Here is a 23,609-nt window from a genome sequence, read left to right as displayed (position 1 = left end):
AGATAAAATTCCAAAAACCCAGAAATATTGGTATTTAATCTTTTTGGTATTTAATCTTTTAGTATCGTTTACTTTATTTTTTATGTAGGGAGCAAATAACTAGTCCATTCTCTACTGTTGGTTGTTTTATCTTTTCTCAACAGTCGCCAAGTTTTCCCCTCTACTTGTCGCTGTAAATAAACGTCAAAATCACGATTTTTTTGTTCGATCTGGCGACGAGATAATTTAAGTTTAAAATTATATTTTCCTTGTAGATGATATGTTGGTAATTTAGCTACGAATAGAGGCTGTAACTTTTCGATCCGAATATTATCGATTTTAACGCTAGGAGATGCTAAGTCTAATTGTCGTGCTAGAGTTTCTTCTGTTGCCTCTAGTTCGAAAGCGAGCGCCTGTTTAATTATTTCTCCTGAAGGTGCTAATTCTTTGGGTGGAGCTAAATAACCACAGCTATTGAGGAGCAATAAAATAATCGCTACCCAGTAAATTTTACCAAGCCAGCTAAAAATACTGTTTATCGCTCGATTGGTTTCGCCGTTCATCAAGTTTTAGATAATTCTTTACTATACTCCAAACAGAGACTTGATTGCCGTGTATTTCGATACATTTACTTAAATATCGCAGCAGTTAATTCGTGATAGTTTACAATTATCGGCAAACTTTATGGTTTATTATAGTGGTTTTTGGAGAATTGCTGCATATTATAAAGCGTTACCCCCAAAGCTAGAGGTAACGCTTTATAGTTATAGAATTTTATTATATTTAGGGTCTTTATCTCGGCTGACCCCATTTGAATTTAAATAAATAGTCCCAGATTTTAGTGATTAAATTTATTTTCATAATATTTTTTTAATATTTAGCATTATTGCGAGTACTTACTTTTTGTTGAGTTTTGTTGCGTTACGGCCAAAGACACTCCTAACAACTGAGAAATCCAGGCTTCAAAGTTATGAATCGAGAAATTATTGGCAAAGGGGGACAAATTACTCATCGGTTTGACCAAGATAGTAAACATTCCCAAACGGTTACCTGCCAATACGTCGGTGAACAAGCGATCGCCTATCATGGCAACACTTTCTACAGGTAAATTCATTTCTCGTGCGGCCTGTCTTAGTTTGCGTCGAGAAGGTTTGAGGGCTGCTGAAATATAGGGAAGTTTGAGCGAGTCGGCAATGCCACCAATACGACTTTCACTAATATTGTTACTCACGAGCCAGATTGGCACAATCTCTCTGACTTCTTTTATCCATTGTTGTAGCTCGGTAGAAACTGTACTATTTTGATATGAAACCAAAGTTTCATCTACGTCTAAAATTAAACCTCGAATTCGATAATCTTGAAAAACTTGAGGATTTAGATCGACTATCGTTCCTCCAAGAATTAAATCTGGCTGTAACAAATTTGTTTTAAACACGACTGAATATTAAAAGTAAATAGAGATTTAAAGTAGAAATTGATTCATTTTCTAGTTTGGTGCAATTATGGCAAGTTCGGTCGAAGTTTTAACATAGTGCAATTTGCTTAGCAACTTACCTGTAATTTTCGATCGCTAAGTTTAGATTTCTATTTTCTGAGTAAATCATCTCTATAAAGACAGCAACACCGTAAAACCATCAGGCGGATAAATCTACTGAGTAGTACGAAATCTAACTTTAGGTAATTGATAGTAGATTTTGCCACTCCTACAGAGCTCAAAGTTCATCCACGTATTGTTTGTAAGCTTTTATCTTCTCACATAGATAGCTTCAGTCATTAGTTAAGTTCTGTATATTCAAACAAATGGAAACCCAAGAAAAGATATATTGTTAAAATTAGTAAAGAATGTGAAAATTTATATAAAATATCAAAGCTATGGGTCGTGTTGGAGTTTTATTACTCAATCTTGGCGGACCCGATAAACTCAAAGATGTCCGTCCCTTCTTATACAATCTGTTTTCCGATCCCGAAATAATTCGGCTGCCAGTTAAAGCATTGCAAAAGCCTTTGGCATGGTTGATTTCTACCCTGAGAGCCAAAAAATCTCAGGCAAATTATTTAGAAATTGGGGGCGGCTCGCCTTTAAGAAGAATTACAGAAGCACAAAGTAAAGCTTTAGAAGCTAAGCTGAGAGAACTAGGGCAAGAAGCCAAAATTTATATTGGAATGCGCTATTGGCATCCATTTACCGAAGAAGCGATCGCTCATATCAAAAATGACGGTATTGAAGAGCTGGTGATTCTTCCTTTATATCCCCAGTTTTCGATTAGCACCAGTGGTTCGAGTTTCCGCTTACTCGAAGAGATGTGGGCAAAAGATAAAACTCTACAGCAAATTAAATACACGGTTATCACTTCTTGGTACGACCGCCCAGGCTATTTACAGGCAATGGCAGATTTAATTGCCGAAGAATTGACTAAATTCGAACGACCAGATGAAGTGCATATCTTTTTCAGCGCACACGGAGTTCCCATTAGTTATGTAGAAGAAGCAGGAGATCCCTACCAGCGTGAAATTGAAGAATGCACTCGTTTAATTATGCAGACTCTCAATAGACCTAACGAATACACTTTAGCCTATCAAAGTCGAGTTGGTCCTGTCGAATGGCTCAAACCATATACGGAAGGAGCTTTACAAGAATTAGGCTCTCGAGGTGTTAAAAATTTACTAGTAGTACCAATTAGCTTTGTTTCCGAACATATAGAAACTTTACAAGAAATCGATTTAGAATATCGTGAAATAGCTCAGGAAGCAGGAATTACTAATTTTCAGCGAGTTCCTGCCTTAAATATTCATCCTGGCTTTATCGATTCTTTGGCAAATTTAGTCATTGAATCTTTAAATTCTCAATCTCATACTTTTGCCGAGATCGTTCATCCAACAAAAAATATGAAAATGTATCCTCAGGAGAAATGGCAGTGGGGTATGACTAGTGCGGCTGAAGTCTGGAATGGTCGTTTGGCAATGCTAGGTTTTATCGCCTTACTGATTGAATTAATTAGTGGTAACGGTCCTTTGCATTTGGTAGGGATACTTTGAAAAAAATCGCCTCAAGTTAAATATCTTTAAAAAACCTAAAATAATGGGAATTTAGTCGTGAGTTAGACCAAATTCCCAGAGTTCTATTTGTTTATTTTCAGCATTTTATAAACAACCAATTGTAATAATTTAGTTGTTTAATTTAGATTTTTGCTTACAGACTTCTCCTTTGCTCCGGAAAATGCCTCTAACCTATAAATTAAAAGTAAGCTTTTCCGCCTCCCCAGGAAGAACCTCGAACATCAGGCTGAATCAAAATATGTCCGGCGATCGCTTTTAAATCCTCGTCGGTCAGGTTACGCATGATCGGATAGAGATCGGAACGAGTAGTATTAGGATGGAATTCATAGATGTCTCGTTCGCCATCATAGGTAGTAGGATGTTTTAAATAATCTACGATGCCTTCAATATTGTCTCTCGGTGGTTCGGCATTAGCTAAAGCATCTAATCCTAAGTTGATGTTGGGATTAGTTTTGGTGTTTCCCCCTTTATGACAGTAGGTACAGCTATTAACAAACAGTTCTTGACCTTCTTTAACTTGTTTATTAGAAAGAACTATTTTATCTCCCTGTTCGTTTAGTTTAACTGTGCGAATGCTTTCGTCTAGATCGACAGCATTAGCACTATTGATGTTAAATTGAATGGCAAAAAATAAAGTTGCTACAACAGCAAATAATAATCGCTTCAACATTGTTCTCCTTAAAAGTTTTGGGTTGTTCGTGGCGTATAATTAATTAAATTGCGCCACTAACGAGTATTTACTTAATTGTTAGTTATCGCTCTCGATCTAAATTCAGCACTCCGACCTCATCAAGAATTAAGATCTATGCTTTGCTTTATCGAGCTTTATCGATCGCCAGAGCGGAACTTATCGAACCCAAGCTAGGTATTTAAATTATTTATCTCGCTCGGCAAGAATAGAGGTAATAACTGCTTTGGCATCTTCTAATGCTAAATAAGTTCGTTCGTTTTTATAGGCGATATTCAAGCGATCGCAAAGAGCAAAAATCCTCTCCACTGGAAGATCGTACTCTGCTGCTATTTCACTAATAGATAAATCGGCAAAACCCATAGACTGTAAATGTGGTCGAAATTTAGTCGATCGAGAGAATTCAATAATCTTCAAAGATTATTTTTTTGATTGAGATTGGACTAGCATTTACTTCATCAACGACCGCAACTTAGTAACTGTGTATTATATAGTAAATTTTTTCACCAATTACTCTTCTTATGACGTTGATGAACGGTTTTGCTAAGCATAAGTATTACTACTCATTTTGCTTCAATCAAACTCATCTCATCATAAATATCATGCCATTCAATAGCCACAATTGAACAATTAACCACCTGTAACTAGCCAAAGTTGAGTTCGGACTGTCGAAATATGGAAGAAGAACATTTTTTGCCAATACAGTTATTCGAAAAATAATAACTGAAAATAAATTCAAAAACTAAGTTAGCTCTGATATAGCGCAACTAAATTTTAATTTCCAATGATTCTTTAGCTAGAATCGATCTCCAATGCCGATGGAACTCGGTTTGCTCGAAGTGTGACTAAAACTCGTTCTTGCCGATCCCCGAGCTGCGGACGGGCAATTTTTGTCCCAACTCTACTCCCGGTAGCTTAAAGTTTTTGAGTATTAGCATCGATAAACCAAAAAACAGCAAACATCAGTTAATTTTAACTTCCAACAAATAAATTTTTAAAGCAAGTTGTCAACTGTTATGTCGCTCGGGAACGAGTTGAGAATGGAGAGAAACAACTTTACCAATTATGGTGATCGCCGGAGCTTCAAATTCTACTGCTGCCATTTGAGCGATAATTGTAGCTAAAGTGCCAATTAATTGAGTTTGTTCTGGTCGCGTTCCCCAACGAATCATCGCAATCGGTGTATCCCAACCCATTCCGCCAGCCACCAGTTGGGGAATAATTTTCGACAGATTATGCACCCCCATATAAATCACGATTGTTTCCGAACCCATAGCGATCGCCTGCCAGTTGACTTGAGGACGATATTTTTCCGTAGCTTCGTGTCCTGTAACGAAAGTAACTGAAGAATTGTACTGTCGGTGAGTCAGGGGAATTCCCGCATAGGCAGGAGCGGCAATACCCGAAGTGACTCCTGGTACTACTTCTACCGCTATTCCTGCCCTAACTAAACCTGCCATTTCTTCTCCGCCTCGCCCAAATACAAAAGGATCTCCTCCTTTGAGCCTCACCACGACCGCATTAGTCTTTGCCTTTTTCTTGAGTAATTCAGTAGTTTCTGCCTGAAGTTTGGAGTGACGACCCCGACGTTTACCGGCATTAATTTTTTCTGCCCGAGGAGAGATCGTTTGCAAAATTGCCTCACTTACCAGAGCGTCGTAAATAACTACGTCAGCGTGTTCTAATAAAGTTTTACCCTTAACAGTCATCAAACCGGGATCTCCCGGTCCTGCACCTACCAAATAAACCTTTCCTGGATACAAAATATTTTTTCGATTCATTGAGATATCACCTCCGCAATTAAGGCGGCTAATTCTGGTGTCGCACCTAAAGGCTTACCGAGAATTAAAGTTGTCTGGGGAAAAAGATGGCGCAATCGTTCTACTTCACTGGCGATCGCCTCGAAGATTTTGCCTGTAAACAAAAAGTAAGGCAAAATGGCAATCTTCGATCTACCTGCAGCAATTAAAGCTTTAACGCGGTCGCTTAAGTTGGGAGTAACCGACCAATATGCTGCTTCTGCCTGCACTTGGGTCGCCAGACTTTGAGTCGAGGCATTACCTGCAACCGAACGACTGCCGTGAGCTAATAGAATTCGCCCTTCTCCAGATAATTGAATAAATCTATCGCTTAATAGACGCGACATTGCCGTATAATCACCTAAATATGTAGTTGATTTAATCGATATTGCTTCACCAATAGTCTCCTTGGCACGAGCGATCTCCCGAGGAATATCTTGCCTAACGTGGACACCCGCACCTAAAAATAACGGTATGAGTTTTATTTGCTTGTAGCCATTTTTTTGAGCTATTTGTGCGAATTTAATAATGCTTTGGTGCAGAGGTAATCTAGCTAATTCTAATGCAGCAATATCCACTAAGGGTTTAACAGAACTCCTACCAGTTACTGAGATTTTGTTGGCTAAAAACGGCGATTGTGGTGATAACTCATTTCTCTGAGGTAAGATTATTTTAGAATTTAGTTGCTTGACGGTTAACCGCGCTAATTGAGAGGCAGCCGAGAGCGAACGCGAGTCGCGGCTGCCATGAAATACTAATAAGTAAGCAGAAGTTAAACTCAAGAAGTTCCCCAACAAATTATCAATGAAGTAGTTGTAAAGCTGGTCGACTGTTTTTCAAATTATAGCTATTTGAACTCTACCTTTCGGTAATAAATGATATAACCCAACAAAAATGTCAGTATCAATACTAAAAGACTGCAAACAAAAACTAAAATATTCAAAAGTTCTAAATTTATTGGACTATGTCAAGCAATAATTTTCAAGAGCCTAATGTCAACAATTCCCTCAACGGTAAATCCCACCAGTCTTCAGACTCTATAGACTTAAATCTGACCGAATATTTTCTCAAAGTAAAACGCCGTTGGAAACCTGCTCTGGCAATCTTTCTGCTTACTATAGGAGCGGCAGTCATCTTAAGCTTCTTACAAAGAAAATCCTATCAAGCTGAAGGAAAATTGCTCTTCAAACAGAACAGCGCCGCAGCTTTAACCGGTGTGGTAGGAGAAAATGTAGGAACTTTAGAACCTTTACTACTTAACCAGACTCCCCTCAGCACTCAGATAGAAGTTATTACCTCCGAGCCAGTGCTACAACAGGTGATTGACAAGTTGAAACTCAAAGACGATGAAGGAGAACCAGTAGACCCTCAAGATTTAGAAAAAAAGCTCAAGATCGATCTAATTGGGGGTAGCGATGTGGTTGATATTAGCTATAGAGATCCCGACCCCAAACAAGCTTCAGATGTAGTTAATACTCTCATGGACGTTTACGTTCGAGAGCAAATTCGTAACAATCAATCAGAACCCGCTACGGCCAAAGAATTTATCAATCAGCAGCTACCCAACGTTGAAACTAAAGTATCCCAAGCCGAATCACAACTAGAAAATTTTCGCTCGAAGAACAATATTGTCGATATTAAAGAAGAGAAAAAGAATTTAGTGGCAGACTTGAGTACTCTCAATCAGCAGATCTCGACTTCTGGTTCTCAGCTACAAGGAGTTCAGTCTCAGGCATCTGCCTTACAGAGTCAGTTGGGCTTGAATCTCGAACAAGCGATCGCCATCGATCAGTTAGGAAGTTCTCCTGTGGTCACTAGTATTCTCGACCAGTTGACAAAAACAGAAACTCAACTAGCTCAAGAAAGACAAAGATTTAAAGATAATCATCCCCGTATCGCTAGCTTAGAAGAAAAAAAAGCTAGCCTTAACAATCAACTGCAGGGGCTAATCGCTCAAAGTGTCGGTCAGGGAGTAAATGTCTCTCAAGGTGTGTTTCCAGGAAGCGAGCTCAAAGAAAATCAGTTAGAAACCTTTATTAATTTAAAAATTGAAGAACTGAGTCTGCAAAGACAAGTTAGCGCACTATACGAGTATCAACAAGCTTATTTACAGAGAGCCAAACAGTTACCTCGTCTAGAAAAAAGAGAACAAGAACTACTGCGTCAGGTAGAGACATCGGCTAAAACCTACACTAATTTACTCGATAGCCTGCAGGAAGTCGAACTAGCTGAAAATCAACAGAGCGGTAATGCTGAAATAGTAGAGCTAGCGGCAGTTCCCCGTACCGGAAGTTCGGGACAGCTACTTTTATTGGCATCAGGAGTAATCTTGGGCGCATTTTTGTCTAATCTGTCGGTAATTTTTCTGGAGATGCAGGATCGCAGTCTCAAAAGTGTGGCCGAAATCAAGAAAAAATTTCCCTTCAACGTTTTGGGCATAACTCGTATCGATCCGATGTACGGTCGTGGTGGAATTATCGTTCGCGAAGAACCTGATTCCTACAGCAGCGAAGTCTATCGGATGATTCAGGCCAACTTAAAATTTCTCACTGTCAAAAAAGCTCCAAAAGTAATGTTGGTTACCAGCTCGGTACCCGAAGAAGGTAAATCTACGGTTTCTGCCAACTTAGCTGCAGCAATGGCTCAACTAGGACGCAAAGTGCTACTGATCGATGGAGATTTACGGCGACCTTCCCAACCTCATTTATGGGAAATTGACGGACGAATCGGTCTGCGAGAAATTTTAGCTGGCGAACGAGAGTTAGTTACAGCAGTGTCGCGACCCATGGCAAAACTAGAAGTACTTGCCACGGGAAAAATTAGCTCTAATCCTCTAGCTTTAATTGATTCTTCAGAAATGGAACATTTAGTTGCTAATGCTCGAAGAGAATATGACACGATTGTTATTGATGCCCCCCCCCTACCCGTAACGGCAGACGTGCTTACTCTAAGCAAGTTAGTTGACGGTATTTTGTTTATTACTAGACCGGGAATAGTCGATCGCGAGAGTGCCGATATGGCTCTAGAAACCTTAGAAGCTACAGGACAAAAAGTTTTTGGTATGGTGATTAATGGCGTTAAGTCCAATGAATTCGACCGCTATTCCTACCACGCTCGCTATGGCAAGCGTTATTTTAATAACGTCAGGGACAACACCAAAAAGGATAATCTTAGTCGAGCTAGAATCTAGACCTCAAACGAGGTATTATTGGTCAGAGATCGCTCTGCTTAGAAAACAGATTGTGGTTAACTAAATCGGTCGCTCCGGTCTCAGTTTTCGAACTATAGTCATTTCAATTTAGATTGAGACAACTATTTATTGCTATGAGAGTGGTTTAGCCGAAAAAGTGTTCCATTGTTATTTGAAATGACTATAATAGCCGAGTCAATTTTGCCTGAGAGCAAAAAACTGAGGTCTCTGATTGGGTTTAAAAATAGATCTCTATGACTTTACAACTTCGCGTTTACGTTCCCGAGCATCCTTTGATCGAGCACTGGCTTGCAGTTGCTCGCGATGCTAATACCCCATCAGTACTGTTTAAGAGCGCGATGACCGAGTTAGGGCGTTGGTTAACTTATGAAGCGACTAGAACTTGGTTGCCTACTCTCAAAACCATGGTACAAACTCCCTTAACTGAATGTAGCGCCACTTATGTCAATCCCGAAATTCCCATCGGCGTAGTGCCAATTTTGAGAGCGGGTTTAGTATTGTTAGATGGAGCCCAAAACATCTTACCTCTGGCAGCCATCTATCATCTGGGTTTAGCTCGTAATGAGGAAACTTTAGAACCCACTTGCTACTTAAATAGATTACCCGTTCAGTTTTCACCACAGACGAGAATTTTAATTCTCGAACCGATGTTAGCCACGGGAGGCTCGATTATGCTAGCAATGCAGGAAATAACTAGTCGAGGAGTTCGAGCAGATTTAGTTCGCATTGTTTCTATTGTTGCTGCACCTCCGGCTTTAAAAAAACTCGGCGAACATTATCCTAAACTAGAGATCTATACCGCTATTATTGATGAAGGTCTTAATAGCAAAGGCTATATTGTCCCAGGTCTCGGAGATGCAGGCGATCGCGCTTTTGGTACGTAGTATTTTAGTATTTTAGGTCGTTCAAATGAGTAGGTAAAAAAAATTATGAGTCAACGTAATGGTTTTGGCAGTGGGTTTGTCCTCGGTTCGATTGTCGGAGGAGTAGTGGGAGGAATCTTAGGAACCATACTCGCAACCCGTAAAGAGCAATTACCCCAAGATAATAATTCGGTATTACAAGAAGGAAAAGCTCAATTCAACACCGAAGAAAATATCGAACTAGCTCGTCAGGGCTTAGAGGATAAAATTGCCCAGCTAAATCTAGCAATTGATGACATTCGCCAACAGTTAGGAACTGTCAATAGTAATATTTCCGAAGCAGATTGAGATTTTATTACTCAATTCAAAGCAGCCAAAAAATTACCAGCAACTAGTAGTTGGCGAGTCAGAAGACTAGAACAAATGACTAGAGCCAATTCAAAAATAAAAATAATAGTTGTGTTGTAGAGAAACTTGAGTTAGCTCATATTAATTTAAATCTCTGGGAAAAGATTGAATCCTATTCGGCACGGGTTGTGCATTGCTACTGAAAGGAGAATAGTAAGCAATCATTACAAGCGGTAAAGTTAAAGTAATTACCGCGACTATTGTTCCCAATATTCCAGCCCACCTATGAGCGGGGGAATCGTCAGCTTTACTGGGACGCTGGCTTAATTCCATATATGAAGTTAGTTAATTCAACTTTACGAGCGTCAAAAAAGCGGTTGGTTGTAAAAACCTTTGCTGCTTTATACTATAATTTTAACCTCAGATCGTAATTAATTTAGTATTTTTAATGACTAAGTTTATAAAAACTTAATTCAGAATTGAAAAGCGCAACCATTAGTACAGATAGTAATGACAAATTTTAATCATCAATCTGTGCTGAGTCGAGAGCTAATTGCTGGATTGGAAATTGTTCCTCACGGAAAATATTTAGATGCTACAGTAGGCGGAGGAGGGCACAGTCAAGCCCTTCTAGATACTGGCAAAGCAATAAAAATAGTAGCCATAGATCGAGACGAAATCGCGGTCGCCGCAGCCAAAAACAGATTGTCCCACTATTACCCCCAACAGCTGGAGTTTTGGCAGGGAAATTTTGCCGACTACCAGCCCGAAGATTTATCATTCGATGGCATCTTTGCCGATCTCGGAGTTAGCTCGCCTCAGCTCGATGTTCCCCAAAGAGGATTTAGTTTTCGCCACAGCGCTCCTTTAGATATGCGAATGGATCGCTCCCAGACTCTTAGTGCAGCAGAAATTGTCAATCATTGGACAGAAGTAGCTCTTGCCGATTTAATCTATCAGTATGGAGAAGAAAGATTTTCCCGACGCATTGCCAAACGGATTGTCAGCACCCGTCCTTTTCAAACCACGACTGAATTAGCCGCAGCGATCGCCTATGCCGTACCCAGTAAATATCGTTATGGCAGAATTCATCCTGCTACTCGTACCTTCCAAGCCTTGCGAATTGAAGTCAATCAAGAACTTCAATCTTTAGAGCGTTTACTCGACAAAGCGCAGACTTGGCTCAAACCTGGAGGAATCATCGGTATTATTAGCTTTCACAGCTTAGAAGATCGGATTGTCAAACATGGCTATCGCGAGCGCGAGTTATTTCAAGTGCTTACTAAAAAGCCAATCGTGGCTGGAGATGAAGAACGAAAATTAAATCCGCGAGCGCGCTCGGCTAAGTTGCGATTTGCTCGACGGATTAGTAGTAGTTAGTTACTAACGTAGAATTTGGTAAGTGTATTTACGATATTTACCTTAAAAATAAGTTAGTTTAGCTCTATCTTCACTTAAAATTGACGAAGCGAACTAATGCTACGTTTGGTGCAAGCGGAGTAAGGTGCGCTAAAAATAATAAGGTTTAGGCGTTCTTGTTAAAAATGCGAATTATAGCCCTCGTTCCCGGTGGAGTCGGCAATCAACTTCTTTTTTTTCCAACCTTGCAAACTCTAAGACAGCAATATCCTCAAGCCGCAATTGACGTTTTAGTCGAACCTCGCGCTAAAGCCGCTTATCGAGTCTGCAAAAATGTAGACAATGTTCTAATATTTGACTATCGAGACCGAAGCAGTCTTGCCGATTATCTCAACTTGCTAGGAATTATTCGCGATCGCGAATACGATGCCTCTCTGAGTTTGGGTACTGCGTGGGTAGTAGAGCTGATAATGTGGCTTAATGGTATTCCCACGCGGGTTGGCTATCAGGGAAATTCTTCTTTTTATCTCTCTAATCCCGTGGTTCCCAAACCCGACGGCTACTTGCCCCATATGTATCACGATTTGCTGCGAGGATTGCAGATCGACACCCCTTGTCCTCCGCTAAAAATCAACGTACCAAAAGAAGATATTGATTGGGCCGAAACCGAGCAACAGCGTTTGAACATCAAAGATAGCGGTTATATTTTGATTTATGGTGAAGACGTAGGTATTTCAGGGGATGAGGATACTTATCCTTTAGCAAGTTGGCAGCAAATAATTGAAAATATTCAACACAAAGCCGCCGGTTTACCTGCAGTACTACTGCAAACCGCAGAAAACTCAGAATGGAATACGTCGATGATGTCTATGGGTAAAAACCTCATGGCGATCGCCCCACGAGATATCGGAAAACTAGCAGCCATTATTGCTGGAGCAAATGTAATTTTATGTACCAATAGTACTCCCATGCAGTTAGCCATAGCAGTAGGTACTTATACCGTTGCCTTGCTAGGAGAGGAAGAAGCTCTTAAGTATTTATCCCCCTCCAGCGAAAACTGCATTGCTATTCACTCATCTAGCGGCAAAATAGGGGATATCGAACCACAAACAGTTCTCAAACAAATGTGGCAAGGTTAGTTATGAATATATTTAGGGCGTGTTTCTTACGCCCTATTATGTCGATTTTCGTTCTTTACTACTACTCAATCGTTGATTATTTTTATTTTTTAGGTATAATTTAAAGTTGTTATATAACTTATTTCAAATATACAAAGTACGTACGAGTTTGTTCCCAAACCAAAATTTCTGTTGTGTAGTTTGTCGGTAGGCGAGCATTCGAAATTGATTTTAACCGAAGTGTAGTTCATCAATTTAAAAACCGCTATATTACCTCGACTCTTGTTGTTTTGCTAATATTTCAACCAATCTTTTGTTGATGGTCGACAATGCCGAGCGAAAAATACCAAATACCTTTGCAGAAACGGTTCGATTGGTAGAACGATATGCTTTAGAGCAAATCGCAAGTGAGACAGTCAACAAACAGCTTTACTATCACACTGTAGCTCATGCATTAGCAGTCAAACGTAGGGCTAATTTTATATTTGGGGCAATAGAACCAGTTTTAAAAGAAGAGAGAAAATCGTTAGACTATAGTAGACTTAACAACCTGCTCGAGCTTTGTGCCATCGCCCATGATATGGTACAAAACTTTATCGAGTCGAGCCAACTGCATACTTCGAGAAAACGCCCCGTAGGAGTTAGCGAAACAAAAACCATAGCCAAATTAATTAAATATATCCAGGACTTAGATCGAAAATTATCAACTTGGAAAGTCCCCAATTCGGTAAGATTTACTAGTTCCGATCTAGAAACCATTCAAGAGTCGATCTCCGCTACTATTTGCGAACGAGATCCCCTAGCTGGTAAGACAGACTATAGTTTTTCAGAATATTCGATTTATCAACCATACCTTTACAATTCGATTGATAACAACTCGATAGTAGCTCAAATTATTGCTCTAGCCGATCTCGGTACCTTGGGAATAGATGGCATCGAATCTTATCTTCAAGAAGGAGTATTGATTCTGTTAGAAGATAATCCCGATCTAGTCAGGTTAATTTTAAATCGCGAACTTGCCGATCTTACTAATGATTTAGAGCAGGTAACCAAATTTAGACTGGTCGAAATGACTCGGTTTATGGTCAATTTCGCTAAAGAAAGATACTCTCGTTTTCCACGAGAAATTGCTGGATTTAGCACTCGCGCCCAAGATATTCTGCGGCATCGAGTGTTTAAACATCTAACTTTAGAAAACGTTCGTCAAATCGAACGGTTAACGCCAACCAAAACAGACACCAGTTTAACCGAGTTACTGAGTTTTTTTAGCGAGAAATTAGAAAAGACCAGCTTAGATCCGTTTAGAAACCTCTAATAGCAGTCAATTGTCCCCCAGGACTTTACTCAGAGAAGACGATTGAGAAATATATTGAGTAAAATTGAACTTATATATATGAAATGGTTTATTAAACAAATTAAATGCTTACTTGGGTTAGGTTAGGCGGGTAGAAAATAGCATAAATCTTCGCTAGCAAAATTTATCTTTCAGGTTACCGTTTGCCGTCACCCAAAATTTATTAGATACTCTAATATGACATCTATTGGTTCTTATTCTAAAAAAGAGCGAGAAAATAGCCTTACTGTCGGTAAACAATATCAATCGCTTTCAATTATTTTAGCAATTAGCTTACTACTGTTTGGCGGTATTGGTTGGCGTTTGAGCTATTTGCAACTAGATCGAGGAAAAATCAACTTAGCTAAAGCTGAAAATAATCGCATTCGGATCGTTCCCAAACCTCCCGTAAGAGGTAGTATTTTAGACCGTCAGGGAAAAATTTTAGCCACAACTCGCTTATCTCACTCAGCTTATTTGTGGCCTAAAGCACAAAAACAGGAAAATTGGTTGGAGATTAAAGCACTGCTCGCCCAAATCTTAGCAATTCCCGCTTCAGAGCTACAGCAACGAGTAGAGAGCGCAGGTTACAACTATCCTAGCTTAATTCCTATCGCTCGCAATCTTAGCCCCGCCCAAGTAACGGCGATCGAGGAATATCGTCCTCAATTACAGTGGGTAGAAGTGGATATCGACAAAGTACGCTATTATCCCCAGAAAAATCTAGCCGCTCATATTCTAGGTTATACCGGAGAACTAGATCGAGAAGAACTAGCCCTCAAGAAGCCAGAAGGTTATCGTCTGGGAGATGTGACGGGTAAAATGGGAGTAGAAGCTGCCTACGAACACTTGCTCAGAGGCGAATGGGGCGGCTTAAAATTAGAAGTCGACGGAACGGGAAGTGTCTTAAGCTTTTTAGGAGAACGTCCTGCTAGATCGGGACGAGATATTACTCTTACAGTTGATGCCAAAGTGCAGCAAGCTGCTGAAGCTGCCCTAGGAACGCAAAAAGGGGCGATCGTCGCTCTAGATCCTAATAATGGTGCAGTATTAGCAATGGCTAGCTATCCTAGTTTCGATCCTAATATTTTTTCCTCTCGCGTTACGCCTGAAATTTGGCAAGAATTACAAGCTCAAGGCAATCCTTTCTTAAATCTAGCTTTACGGGGCTTCCCCCCCGCTTCTACTTTTAAAATTGTCACCGCTACAGCAGGAATAGAATCTGGTAAATATCCTTCTAATACTTTGTTGTACACTGGTGCTTATTTATCCGTAGGAGGAACGAGATTTGGCGAGTGGAATAAAGCGGGCTTTGGTACGATTGGTTATGTGACGGCTTTGGCTTGGAGTAGCAATACTTTTCACGGTCAAATCGGGCGAGGAGTCGGTGGTGAAACTTTGATTAAATGGGCACGGCTATATGGTTTTGGAGAAAAAACCGGCATAGAAATCAATGGAGAAACCCCTGGGTTGATTGCAGATGATGCTTGGAAACGCCGTAACTTTAAAGATTGGGGTTGGACTGTAGGAGATACCGTAAATATGTCCATCGGACAAGGTTTTACTCTAGCAACTCCATTACAAGTGGCGGTAATGTTTGCCGCAGTTGCTAATGGCGGCTATAAAGTGCAGCCACATTTGTTACAAGCCGACAATCCAATTTACCAACAGCAAAAAGTAAGCTTGAATCTTCAGCCAGAAACCATATCCACCCTGAGAAAAGGTTTGAGAGCAGTGATAACTAACGGTACGGGAAGTAGACTTAACGTCCCAGAATTACCTCCCATAGCCGGAAAAAGTGGTACGGCAGAAGCTCCTCCGAGAGAATCTCATGCTTGGTTCGGGGGTTTTGCGCCCTTTGACAAACCAGAAATTGTCGTAGTGGCTTTTGCCGAACACTCTGGTGGTGGTGGTAGTTCTATGGCTGCACCATTGGTACGTCAAGTTATGGAAGCTTATTTCCAAGAGTAAGACAAATCTAGGGTTCTCCTAACAAAATTACCGAACACTTCAAACTTTCCAATAGGGGTTTAGTGGCAGCATTTAACGCCAAACCATCGGCACCAATACGCTGACGTTGCGATCGCAATATTACCAGTTGTTGGTTTTGGCTGGCATTCAAAATTGCCATAACATAGAAATTCTGAGCGGTTACTCTAACATCTACAGTGGTTTCGCCAGAAAAACGAGTAGCTAATTGCTGTAATTGACTATACAGTCTCTCTCTGCGCTCTTTAGAAGTTCCCGAAGAACAAACGTGGAGTAGGGTTATTTCCTTTCCTGGGGTTGTAGCTAGTTTTTGTGCTAAACCCAGTGGATGCAGTCCCTCAGATGACATATTTTCTATGGGAACTAAAATTCGTTTGATTTTCAATGGTGAGTCTAGTAAACGCGCTACGGCAACCGAGCAGTGAGCCGACCACAACACGCTGTCGGCGATCGAGCCAAACAATCGATATTGAAGCATATTACGAGATCCAAAACCGAGAAGAATTAGATTGGCATTGACTTCACGGCTAGTATGACTGATACTCTGAGCTACATCATAATCAATTCTCAGTTCCGATCTGACGGTAGTATTTAATTCTTCGCCAATCTCTCTGGCTTGAGTCAGCAGTTTTTGACTGCGTTCGACCGCTTTATCTAATTGAGGAGAGTCGAGACGAGCTTGCGCTTTGGCGATCGCTAGAGTAATAATTTCACCTTTTTCACCTTGAACTAGTAAAGATGCTAATTCTAATAAGTAACGCTGTGTCTGAGGATTGTAGACGGGGACGACTACTCGCACCGATTCGACGTTGCCAGACAAACTATCTGCTTCAGATTCGGGATCGCTATCTGAAGTAAAAGTTAGCCTTTCGGCAGCCCGAGCCGTAATTAACGGTCCTGCAACTGCGGTCACCAGCATGAGCAAGATAACGCTATTGAAAACTCTTTCGTTAATAATTTGGGCTTGAAACCCGACTAAAGCTGCAGCTAGAGTAGCGGCCACTTGAGGCAAAGATAGCGACCACATAGTCAAAGTTTGCTGCCAACTGTAGCGATAAAGTATCTTAGCTACATATGCGGCTAAAAACTTACTGACGATTAAAACAGCCAAAATTGACAGAGGAATACCGACCGAGCGAAAGATATCTTCAAAAGCCTGGAGATCGAGCAGCAATCCCATCTGCACGAAAAAGATCGGGATAAACAAAACCGACCCAAAAAACTCAGTTTTTTCTTTTACTGCACCTTCGCCAACCACATCGTTAACCGCCAATCCTGCCAAAAAGGCACCGACAATTTTTTCAATCCCAATTAATTCGGCAGTTACAGAGGAGAGAAATACGGCGAGAAGCACGAAGAGAAACTGATTCCCCCCCTGTTTCGAGCGACGAAAAAATGCTCTGCCTAAACTATCCAAGCCAAATAAGACTACCGAAGCGTAGATAATCAAAGATATAAATAGCTTTGCCAAGTCAAAAGCAGTAAAATTACCTTGATTGACTCCTATACAAATTGCTAGCATTAGCAAAGCACCGATATCAGTAAAAATTGTCGCTCCTATAGTAACGGTGACTGCTTCATCTTTGACCACTCCTAACCGTTGGACAATTGGGTAAGCCAGCAATGTATGAGAAGCTAACAACGAACCGATTAACACCGAGGTATTCCAGCCAAAATCAAACCAGCGTCCGACTAAAATTCCTGCGATTAAAGGTATGGCAAAAGTTGCCGCCCCAAAACCAAGAGAGCGATTTTTAGTTCTGCGGAACTGCTCTAAATCGATTTCTAGTCCCGCTACGAACATGAGGTAAATCTTACCAATGTCTGAAAGCAGTACCATAGTTTCCGACTTACTGTTGAGAAAGCCCAGTCCGCTAGAGCCCAATACGACTCCTGCTGCTAGCAATCCCACTAATCCAGGTAACCGCAGTTTTTCAAATACAGGAGGCACTAGCAAAATTACAGCCAAAAGTAACGCAAAGGTAACAATTGGTTCTCGTATAGCAGCAGTAATTGTTTCCATAGTTTCTCTTCCAAGGATTTAAATATCGAGCACTTACCTGCTCGTGGCATTGCTCGAGTCGCTGGTTGGATATGCCTCACTCTAGATCCCACTCAAATTTTCACAAACCTGCTGAGTAGAAAAGTTACAACTTTCTACCAGTACCTCTGAAAACGTCAGTTCGATAAATTCTGAAACTTGAATGGTGTAGATGGTTAAAGGGTAAAGGAGAAAGGGAAAAGGTATATTTTTCGTTCTAACAATTACTCCATTTCCTCAAATTGTCTCTGAAAAATCTTTCGTCGAATTGACGTTCTGAAAGATTTGGCATCGATCTCAAAATAGCAATGAGATCGCAAAGCATCAAAATACTATTGCTGCTAAGAACCTTAAAATGGGAAGAATTGACCCTTTTATTTTTATTTACTGTTGCTGGATATTCGATCGCTCTCCTAATAGTATTAAAAGCGATCGAATTAAATAAATATTTCATTTGCCATGTCTCCACTCAAAAAGCAGACCGTTTGAAATAAACTGGTATCGTTGAGAATTCCGTCGAGTTAGACATTGCAGGCAAATGTTCCCTCTTCAGTCTTCTCTCAAAGCTGACGAAGTTAGCTGAAGGGCTAGGATTGAGAGATCTCCCCTTCTTACTTCTATTTAAGACACTAAATATAAAGATAAGAAGTGCGCCCCGAATTTTGGATCCTCCGCTCTAGCCAACCTTCGATCGGGCAAAGTTCGCTAGATTAAGCTGACCGATGCTCCAAGATTAAATCTTTGATTCAAAAAAAAATACACTTTGTCTAAGCAAAATGTTAACTCATTCTAAAAAATAATTTTAGTATTATTATAAAATTTTTATGTAGTATAAAATTGTAGCTATAAGTAGGGTTGCTTTATGGCAATCATCCTCTAACAGAGGCACTGGCTACAAACCTTTAAAAAAGTAAACAGACAGTAGAAATTTCAACTAAACTTGCGTTTTGTAACGATAAGAAAAGTTCGAGCCTGGAAGTTTGAAGCAAGAAGAGAAAAGTTTTTGCCTTCTTACTTCTTTCTTCCTACTTCTTACTTTGGTGTCAATTATCGTACCTTGATTCAGCAACGCTAGACATCGTTTATCTTGCCTTACTCACTGAATGTATTCACTAATATCTTCACCGCATTCATCTGCTAAATACGATAGTGAACGAAAGCGTAAAGTTGTAAATTGTTCGTAAAGTGGGTTTAATTTGCACAACGGCGGGATATGAGCGATGGTACGCCCAAAAAGATTAATGTCTCTCTCAAAAGGACATTGAGGCGGAATTACCTTACACACGAAACGAGCTAGACGGGGATCTTTGATTTCCATGTCGTCTAGCCAGTCTTTAACGGGATGGAGTAAATCTGGACGACTTTTCGATCTATCGTGAGAAGGTGGAGATAAAGGAGATGCAGTGGAGCTTGTTTGCGATTCTGGATGATAGAGGGTTTGTTCTAGAGATTTGAGTGCCTCTACTTTAATTTCTAAAGCCTCACTAAACTGATAGAGCAGTTTGTATTCGGGAGTAGAATAAACCCCGTCGGCGACAGCTACCAGTACAGCGGTTCTGAGAAAGTTTTCCGCGGTTTCGGATTCTTTTCCCAAAGCAGTTGCCAATTCCTGGGGATTAATTGGCTTGAGACCGTCTATATCGTCAATTTCGGCTAATTCTTTGGTCAATTGGGCGATTAATTCTTCTTCTTCTGGGTCGTAATTTCCATCTGCCCAAGCTACTGTATATAAACCTCGTAGCCAAGCAGAGATTTGACTATCGGTGTAAATAGATTTTGTAGTGTCGATCATCAGAATTGATTGAATTTTGATATTTAGCTAATTCGAATGTAAATGAGCTCTTTTAAGAAAGTTTTAATAACATTATTTATTGTAAACTCTAGTTTGTCCTAGGTAGCTTAGTTTTCAGTTCGGTTATTTCCCTCCCCATTTTCTCTAAAATGGAAACATAGGAACAGTAGAGTTTAATGTACCAACTATTATTCAAGAAATTAATTTACAAGTAGCAAGGGGCGATCGCCTCGATCGCTGGCTGTCGCAACAACTACCCGATCTTTCTCGCTCGCGCCTACAAAAACTCATTGAGGAAGGCAAGATTGACCTCAACGGTAAAGTATGTACCAGCAAAAAAACTAAGTTAGTTACTGGCGATCGCCTAAAACTAACCATTCCCCCACCACAACCGCTAAATCTAACCCCAGAAACTATTCCTTTAGATGTTCTCTATGAAGACGAGCATCTAATTATTATTAATAAGCCTGCTGGTTTAGTAGTCCATCCCGCACCAGGACATCCTACAGGCACCCTGGTTCATGCTTTATTGGCTCGCTGCGATCGCCTGGCGGGAATTGGGGGAGTAGAACGCCCAGGTATCGTACATAGACTCGATAAAGACACCACCGGAGCAATTGTCGTGGCTAAAAGCGATCGCGTCCATCAAGATTTACGAAGTCAAATTCAAGCCAAGACTGCAGTCCGAGAATATTGGGGAATAGTTTGTGGTTCCTTTACAGCGAACGAGGGGACGATCGACTTGCCTATTGGTCGTCATCCTGTAGACCGAAAAAAAATGGCTGTAGTTCCTTTAGATGGCGGCGGTAGAGCTGCAACCACTCACTGGAAAATTCTCGAAAGATTGGGCAACTACACCTTAATGCAATTTTGTTTAGCAACGGGACGTACTCATCAAATTCGAGTTCACTGTAGCCATACAGGACATCCTATCGTCGGCGACCCTTTATACAGTTCTGGTCGCGGTATTAAGGTCAATTTATCCGGTCAGGCTCTCCACGCCCGTCAACTCAGTCTAGTGCATCCAGTATCGGGGGAGTTAATTGAAGCGATCGCCCCTTTACCCGCAGAATTTGTCAAGCTGTTAAAGGTGCTGCGAAACAGAATAAATAAGTAGATCTTGAGGGAAGCTAAAAGGCAGCAGGTCACAGACAATAAGTTTTATAGTTTTTGGGTCTACCTACAACTATTTAGAATTCCTTAACCCAAGAGAGATCGCAAATTAACAACGCAATCTAGCTTTAATGCCAAACTACTCTGCTAATCTCCAATCTCTCTAGCTGAATCAGTTAAATAGTATAACGTAACTATTATTTTTTGCGATAGGGAACTTTGTCCAAGCTAATATTCATTGCCGAGACTCTAGGAGGCATATTGCCTTTGTTAGAACCAATGCTACGCGCCATATTTAAATATAGAGCGGGACTTCCCGGACGGGTCTGTTGTTCCTGGGGAGTAAAACGACGAACTTCGGTTTGCCAAATAATTTGAGGAAAACCTAAAATACTCCGATAGTATTCGTCATAACGAGGAGATTTAATATTAAAAGGTCTTTCTCCTTCTTGACGACCTGCTAGAATGCGACGGCGTTGGAAAGGTACGACATCGTAACCAAAGTTTTCCATGTACTCATCGCTGTCTAAAAGAGCATCGATAAAGCCTTCATAACCTAAAGTCGCAATTTTGATCGACCAGGCAATTTTTTCTCTTTCGTTATAGGGATCGCGTCCTAGAGCGCGTTGGATACACTGTTCGACGAAACGATAGTTACTGTTTTTCTCGTAAAAGCTATTTCTAAAAGTAGAAGAAAGCATCAAGCCGCGAATAAAGTCACGAACTGTAATTTGACCATCGCGTAATTGAGATTCGAGAAAAGTTTCGCGATCGCTCTTAAAAGCGTAGAAAAACATCTGACGATAGGCTGCATCAATCAACTCGTTTTTTTCTGTTGATGAGAGCAAATTTTCCGCAGAATAAATTCTAGGTTGGTCGTCAGTGCCGACTTCAAATCCTTCGACACGAGTGTTCTGGGATCTGGGTTTGTATTCTAATAGAGGGATAGACAAATTGAAACCTCCGTTTATTTTTGTCAAATATTAAAAAAAGGCTTAATCCCAATCATACGGCAGTTTGGGACTATAAATTAAGGAAAGTAACAAACTATTACAGAACCTGGCGTTAGAACACGGCGAAAAGCAGAGCGAGTAGGATAAATCTAACAATCTAGAATTATGAGCAGTCAGAACTTAATCTAAGGAGCGAGTAGCAACCATTTCTGCTTTTACTCTTGCTTGCTCCTCAGTCAAATTATCTGGCAAGCGTAATTTATCAACTACCCAAAACCATCAGAGCGACTATTTTTGCCACGAAACTACAATACTGTTGGGTTGACCGAGATTACCTTCAACAATTAAACTGCGATCGTTAGCATCGAGATGGCGGATTATCTGATAAATAGTTTCAATCTGGTCTTCGGATTTAGCGGTTGCTGCGAGTTCGGCTAGGGATAGAGAAGACTCTGTGTGTTTTAAGATATCGACGATGCGATCTTGGAGTTTGAGTACTGAATTAGCAGCTTTTTTGCCTGCTTCTACTCCTGGTTGATGATAGGCATTAATATTAATTAGAGCAGCGTAGATGCTCACCGTACGTTCGTAAAGAGCGATTAGAGCACCGACATTTTTTTCATCCACTTTAGGAATGGTAATCGTAACTGACTCTCTTTGCTTATCGTACAGTGCTTTACGAGTTCCCAATAAAAATCCTAGTAAATAGTCTCCTGAAGTAATTCCTGGTTCGATTTCTACTGGTTCGCCTTCTCTGTCTTGCAGCACCTCGATAAAGGTTACGAAGAAATTATTTATCCCTTCTCTTAACTGCTGAACGTAGGCGTGTTGGTCGGTAGAACCCTTATTACCATACACGGCGATTCCCTGATTGACTACGTTGCCATCGAGGTCTCGTTCTTTGCCTAAAGACTCCATGACCAACTGCTGGAGATAGCGGCTAAACAGCAAGAGGCTATCTTTGTAGGGTAAGATAACCATGTCTTTTTCTCCCTTGCCATTTCCTTCATAATACCAAGCCATAGCTAATAAAGCGGCGGGATTGTCTTTGAGGTCATGTTTTCTGGTGAGAGCATCCATAGCTTTGGCTCCTGCCAGCATTTGCCTGATGTCGATGTCTTGAAGCGCTGCGGCGACTAGACCTACAGCCGATAATTCAGAAGTACGACCGCCTACCCAATCGTGCATGGGAAAAATATCCAACCAACCTTCTTTTTTAGCAATCGCTTCTAATTTGCTTCCTCTACCGGTAATTGCGACGGCATGGGCGGCAAAGTCTAAATTTCTGTCCTGATAGGCTTTTTCGACTTCTAACATCCCGTTGCGGGTTTCTGCGGTTCCTCCCGATTTAGAAATTGTTAAGACTAAAGTAGTATCTAAGCGATCGCCAAGTTGAGCTAGAACCGTATCGATGCCTTGAGGATCGCTGTTATCGATAAAGTAAATGTCTAGAGGTGCATCTAGGGGAGCTAAAGCCTGAGCAACAAACTGAGGACCTAATGCCGAACCTCCGATACCGATGGAGAGAATATCGGTAAATTTGCCGCCTGTAGGCGCCGCAATTGCACCACTGTGAACTTTTTGGGCAAACTCGAGAATATGGTCTAGAGTCTCGATAATGTCTTCTTTAAGTTCGGAAGTAGGAGAGAGATCGGGGTCTCTCAACCAATAGTGACCGACCATCCGGTTTTCGTCTGGATTGGCAATTTCACCTGCTTCAATAGCGTCGATCGCTTTAAATGCCCGCTCGAATTTAGGTTTCATTTCTCTGACAAAGCCATCGTCAAAGCTAATCCGGCTAATGTCCAAGTAAAACTCTAAATCTTTGTCGTAGTAAAGCCAATCTTGGTAGCGTTGCCAAAGTTTAGCAGTATCCATAAATTTCTCGTAGTCTCAGCAAGCAGTTCAATAGTTAAGTGTAGTAGAAGCTATCTCGACTTCTCTAGCTACTTTAGATTTTCTCTAA

20 protein-coding genes and 1 riboswitch are annotated in these 23,609 nt (G+C 40.7%); of the genes, 9 read left to right on the top strand and 11 right to left on the bottom strand.

Going from position 1 to position 23,609, the window contains the following annotated elements:
- Window positions 1–80: 80 nt before the first annotated feature.
- A complete protein-coding gene (locus tag ACLFKQ_RS10015) occupies window positions 81–542 on the bottom strand; it encodes a hypothetical protein (protein ID WP_448999683.1) in 462 nt (153 codons plus the stop codon).
- 320 nt (window positions 543–862) lie between these two features.
- Window positions 863–1,414, bottom strand: coding sequence for a YqeG family HAD IIIA-type phosphatase (locus ACLFKQ_RS10010; RefSeq protein WP_448999682.1), 552 nt, complete (start codon window positions 1,412–1,414; stop codon window positions 863–865).
- Between the two features lie 437 nt (window positions 1,415–1,851).
- On the opposite strand from ACLFKQ_RS10010, the gene hemH reads away from it, so the two are divergent.
- Complete coding sequence (gene hemH, locus ACLFKQ_RS10005; protein WP_448999681.1) at window positions 1,852–3,015, top strand: ferrochelatase; 1,164 nt, start codon at window positions 1,852–1,854, stop codon at window positions 3,013–3,015.
- Between the two features lie 199 nt (window positions 3,016–3,214).
- On the opposite strand, the gene psbV is transcribed toward hemH, so the two are convergent.
- The 4 genes from psbV to ACLFKQ_RS09985 all read right to left on the bottom strand — a co-directional run bounded on the left by psbV (window position 3,215) and on the right by ACLFKQ_RS09985 (window position 6,305).
- The gene (gene psbV, locus ACLFKQ_RS10000; protein ID WP_448999680.1) at window positions 3,215–3,706 is read right to left on the bottom strand and encodes a photosystem II cytochrome c-550; all 492 of its coding nucleotides are present in this window, start codon (window positions 3,704–3,706) and stop codon (window positions 3,215–3,217) included.
- A 204-nt stretch (window positions 3,707–3,910) separates the two neighbouring features.
- Entirely contained in the window at window positions 3,911–4,087 is a 177-nt protein-coding gene (locus ACLFKQ_RS09995; RefSeq protein WP_448999679.1) for a translation initiation factor IF-2, read from the bottom strand.
- Window positions 4,088–4,731: 644 nt separating this feature from the next.
- A complete protein-coding gene (gene cobA, locus ACLFKQ_RS09990) occupies window positions 4,732–5,505 on the bottom strand; it encodes a uroporphyrinogen-III C-methyltransferase (RefSeq protein ID WP_448999678.1) in 774 nt (257 codons plus the stop codon).
- Window positions 5,502–6,305 (bottom strand): sirohydrochlorin chelatase, encoded by an 804-nt coding sequence (locus tag ACLFKQ_RS09985; RefSeq protein ID WP_448999677.1) that lies wholly within the window; start codon window positions 6,303–6,305, stop codon window positions 5,502–5,504. The genes cobA and ACLFKQ_RS09985 overlap by 4 nt, the downstream gene beginning before the upstream one ends.
- A 182-nt stretch (window positions 6,306–6,487) precedes the next feature.
- Between ACLFKQ_RS09985 and ACLFKQ_RS09980 the strand changes: the two genes are divergently transcribed.
- The 3 genes from ACLFKQ_RS09980 to ACLFKQ_RS09970 all read left to right on the top strand — a co-directional run bounded on the left by ACLFKQ_RS09980 (window position 6,488) and on the right by ACLFKQ_RS09970 (window position 9,945).
- The gene (locus tag ACLFKQ_RS09980) at window positions 6,488–8,713 is read left to right on the top strand and encodes a GumC family protein (protein WP_448999676.1); all 2,226 of its coding nucleotides are present in this window, start codon (window positions 6,488–6,490) and stop codon (window positions 8,711–8,713) included.
- 254 nt (window positions 8,714–8,967) lie between these two features.
- On the top strand, window positions 8,968–9,618 hold the full coding sequence (gene upp, locus ACLFKQ_RS09975; protein WP_448999675.1) for a uracil phosphoribosyltransferase: 651 nt from the start codon (window positions 8,968–8,970) through the stop codon (window positions 9,616–9,618).
- 45 nt (window positions 9,619–9,663) lie between these two features.
- Entirely contained in the window at window positions 9,664–9,945 is a 282-nt protein-coding gene (locus tag ACLFKQ_RS09970; RefSeq protein WP_448999674.1) for a hypothetical protein, read from the top strand.
- A 141-nt stretch (window positions 9,946–10,086) separates the two neighbouring features.
- On the opposite strand, the gene ACLFKQ_RS09965 is transcribed toward ACLFKQ_RS09970, so the two are convergent.
- Window positions 10,087–10,278, bottom strand: coding sequence for a hypothetical protein (locus ACLFKQ_RS09965; protein WP_448999673.1), 192 nt, complete (start codon window positions 10,276–10,278; stop codon window positions 10,087–10,089).
- 177 nt (window positions 10,279–10,455) lie between these two features.
- Here ACLFKQ_RS09965 and rsmH point away from each other — a divergent pair, with 177 nt between their 5' ends.
- From rsmH to mrdA, 4 genes are all read left to right on the top strand, one after another.
- Window positions 10,456–11,325, top strand: a complete 870-nt coding sequence (gene rsmH / locus ACLFKQ_RS09960) for a 16S rRNA (cytosine(1402)-N(4))-methyltransferase RsmH (RefSeq protein ID WP_448999672.1) — start codon at window positions 10,456–10,458, stop codon at window positions 11,323–11,325.
- Window positions 11,326–11,489: 164 nt separating this feature from the next.
- On the top strand, window positions 11,490–12,443 hold the full coding sequence (locus ACLFKQ_RS09955; RefSeq protein ID WP_448999671.1) for a glycosyltransferase family 9 protein: 954 nt from the start codon (window positions 11,490–11,492) through the stop codon (window positions 12,441–12,443).
- 298 nt (window positions 12,444–12,741) lie between these two features.
- A complete protein-coding gene (locus tag ACLFKQ_RS09950; RefSeq protein ID WP_448999670.1) occupies window positions 12,742–13,737 on the top strand; it encodes a hypothetical protein in 996 nt (331 codons plus the stop codon).
- A 216-nt stretch (window positions 13,738–13,953) separates the two neighbouring features.
- Window positions 13,954–15,726 carry a penicillin-binding protein 2 gene (mrdA, locus tag ACLFKQ_RS09945; RefSeq protein ID WP_448999669.1) on the top strand — a complete coding sequence of 591 codons (1,773 nt, stop codon included), beginning with the start codon at window positions 13,954–13,956 and terminating at the stop codon, window positions 15,724–15,726.
- Between the two features lie 7 nt (window positions 15,727–15,733).
- Here mrdA and ACLFKQ_RS09940 read toward each other — a convergent pair whose 3' ends face one another.
- Both ACLFKQ_RS09940 and ACLFKQ_RS09935 read right to left on the bottom strand, forming a co-directional pair.
- Window positions 15,734–17,767, bottom strand: a complete 2,034-nt coding sequence (locus tag ACLFKQ_RS09940) for a cation:proton antiporter domain-containing protein (RefSeq protein WP_448999668.1) — start codon at window positions 17,765–17,767, stop codon at window positions 15,734–15,736.
- A gap of 568 nt (window positions 17,768–18,335) precedes the next feature.
- Window positions 18,336–18,493: riboswitch (cyclic di-AMP (ydaO/yuaA leader) on the bottom strand.
- Window positions 18,494–18,881: 388 nt separating this feature from the next.
- On the bottom strand, window positions 18,882–19,577 hold the full coding sequence (locus tag ACLFKQ_RS09935) for a Mo-dependent nitrogenase C-terminal domain-containing protein (protein WP_448999667.1): 696 nt from the start codon (window positions 19,575–19,577) through the stop codon (window positions 18,882–18,884).
- Between the two features lie 190 nt (window positions 19,578–19,767).
- Between ACLFKQ_RS09935 and ACLFKQ_RS09930 the strand changes: the two genes are divergently transcribed.
- Window positions 19,768–20,694, top strand: coding sequence for an RluA family pseudouridine synthase (locus tag ACLFKQ_RS09930; RefSeq protein ID WP_449000326.1), 927 nt, complete (start codon window positions 19,768–19,770; stop codon window positions 20,692–20,694).
- Between the two features lie 193 nt (window positions 20,695–20,887).
- Here ACLFKQ_RS09930 and ACLFKQ_RS09925 read toward each other — a convergent pair whose 3' ends face one another.
- On the bottom strand, window positions 20,888–21,643 hold the full coding sequence (locus ACLFKQ_RS09925) for a phycobilisome rod-core linker polypeptide (RefSeq protein ID WP_448999666.1): 756 nt from the start codon (window positions 21,641–21,643) through the stop codon (window positions 20,888–20,890).
- Window positions 21,644–21,931: 288 nt separating this feature from the next.
- Entirely contained in the window at window positions 21,932–23,521 is a 1,590-nt protein-coding gene (locus tag ACLFKQ_RS09920; protein ID WP_448999665.1) for a glucose-6-phosphate isomerase, read from the bottom strand.
- Window positions 23,522–23,609: the final 88 nt, after the last annotated feature.

The organism is Myxosarcina sp. GI1(2024) (assembly GCF_053543375.1).
The sequence above is the reverse complement of the archived record's forward strand: the minus strand, read 5'-3'. Positions and strand labels throughout refer to the sequence as shown.

Excerpts from the sequence above, each read along its gene's own strand:
- ACLFKQ_RS09980 (WP_448999676.1), top strand. The coding sequence starts at position 6,488 with ATGTCAAGCAATAATTTTCAAGAGCCTAATGTCAACAATTCCCTCAAC.
- ACLFKQ_RS09995 (WP_448999679.1), bottom strand. The coding sequence starts at position 4,087 with ATGGGTTTTGCCGATTTATCTATTAGTGAAATAGCAGCAGAGTACGAT.
- hemH (WP_448999681.1), top strand. The coding sequence starts at position 1,852 with ATGGGTCGTGTTGGAGTTTTATTACTCAATCTTGGCGGACCCGATAAA.
- upp (WP_448999675.1), top strand. The coding sequence starts at position 8,968 with ATGACTTTACAACTTCGCGTTTACGTTCCCGAGCATCCTTTGATCGAG.
- ACLFKQ_RS09920 (WP_448999665.1), bottom strand. The coding sequence starts at position 23,521 with ATGGATACTGCTAAACTTTGGCAACGCTACCAAGATTGGCTTTACTAC.
- ACLFKQ_RS09950 (WP_448999670.1), top strand. The coding sequence starts at position 12,742 with ATGGTCGACAATGCCGAGCGAAAAATACCAAATACCTTTGCAGAAACG.
- ACLFKQ_RS09955 (WP_448999671.1), top strand. The coding sequence starts at position 11,490 with ATGCGAATTATAGCCCTCGTTCCCGGTGGAGTCGGCAATCAACTTCTT.
- ACLFKQ_RS09965 (WP_448999673.1), bottom strand. The coding sequence starts at position 10,278 with ATGGAATTAAGCCAGCGTCCCAGTAAAGCTGACGATTCCCCCGCTCAT.
- ACLFKQ_RS09940 (WP_448999668.1), bottom strand. The coding sequence starts at position 17,767 with ATGGAAACAATTACTGCTGCTATACGAGAACCAATTGTTACCTTTGCG.
- psbV (WP_448999680.1), bottom strand. The coding sequence starts at position 3,706 with ATGTTGAAGCGATTATTATTTGCTGTTGTAGCAACTTTATTTTTTGCC.
- ACLFKQ_RS10015 (WP_448999683.1), bottom strand. The coding sequence starts at position 542 with ATGAACGGCGAAACCAATCGAGCGATAAACAGTATTTTTAGCTGGCTT.
- mrdA (WP_448999669.1), top strand. The coding sequence starts at position 13,954 with ATGACATCTATTGGTTCTTATTCTAAAAAAGAGCGAGAAAATAGCCTT.
- cobA (WP_448999678.1), bottom strand. The coding sequence starts at position 5,505 with ATGAATCGAAAAAATATTTTGTATCCAGGAAAGGTTTATTTGGTAGGT.
- ACLFKQ_RS09935 (WP_448999667.1), bottom strand. The coding sequence starts at position 19,577 with ATGATCGACACTACAAAATCTATTTACACCGATAGTCAAATCTCTGCT.
- rsmH (WP_448999672.1), top strand. The coding sequence starts at position 10,456 with ATGACAAATTTTAATCATCAATCTGTGCTGAGTCGAGAGCTAATTGCT.
- ACLFKQ_RS09970 (WP_448999674.1), top strand. The coding sequence starts at position 9,664 with ATGAGTCAACGTAATGGTTTTGGCAGTGGGTTTGTCCTCGGTTCGATT.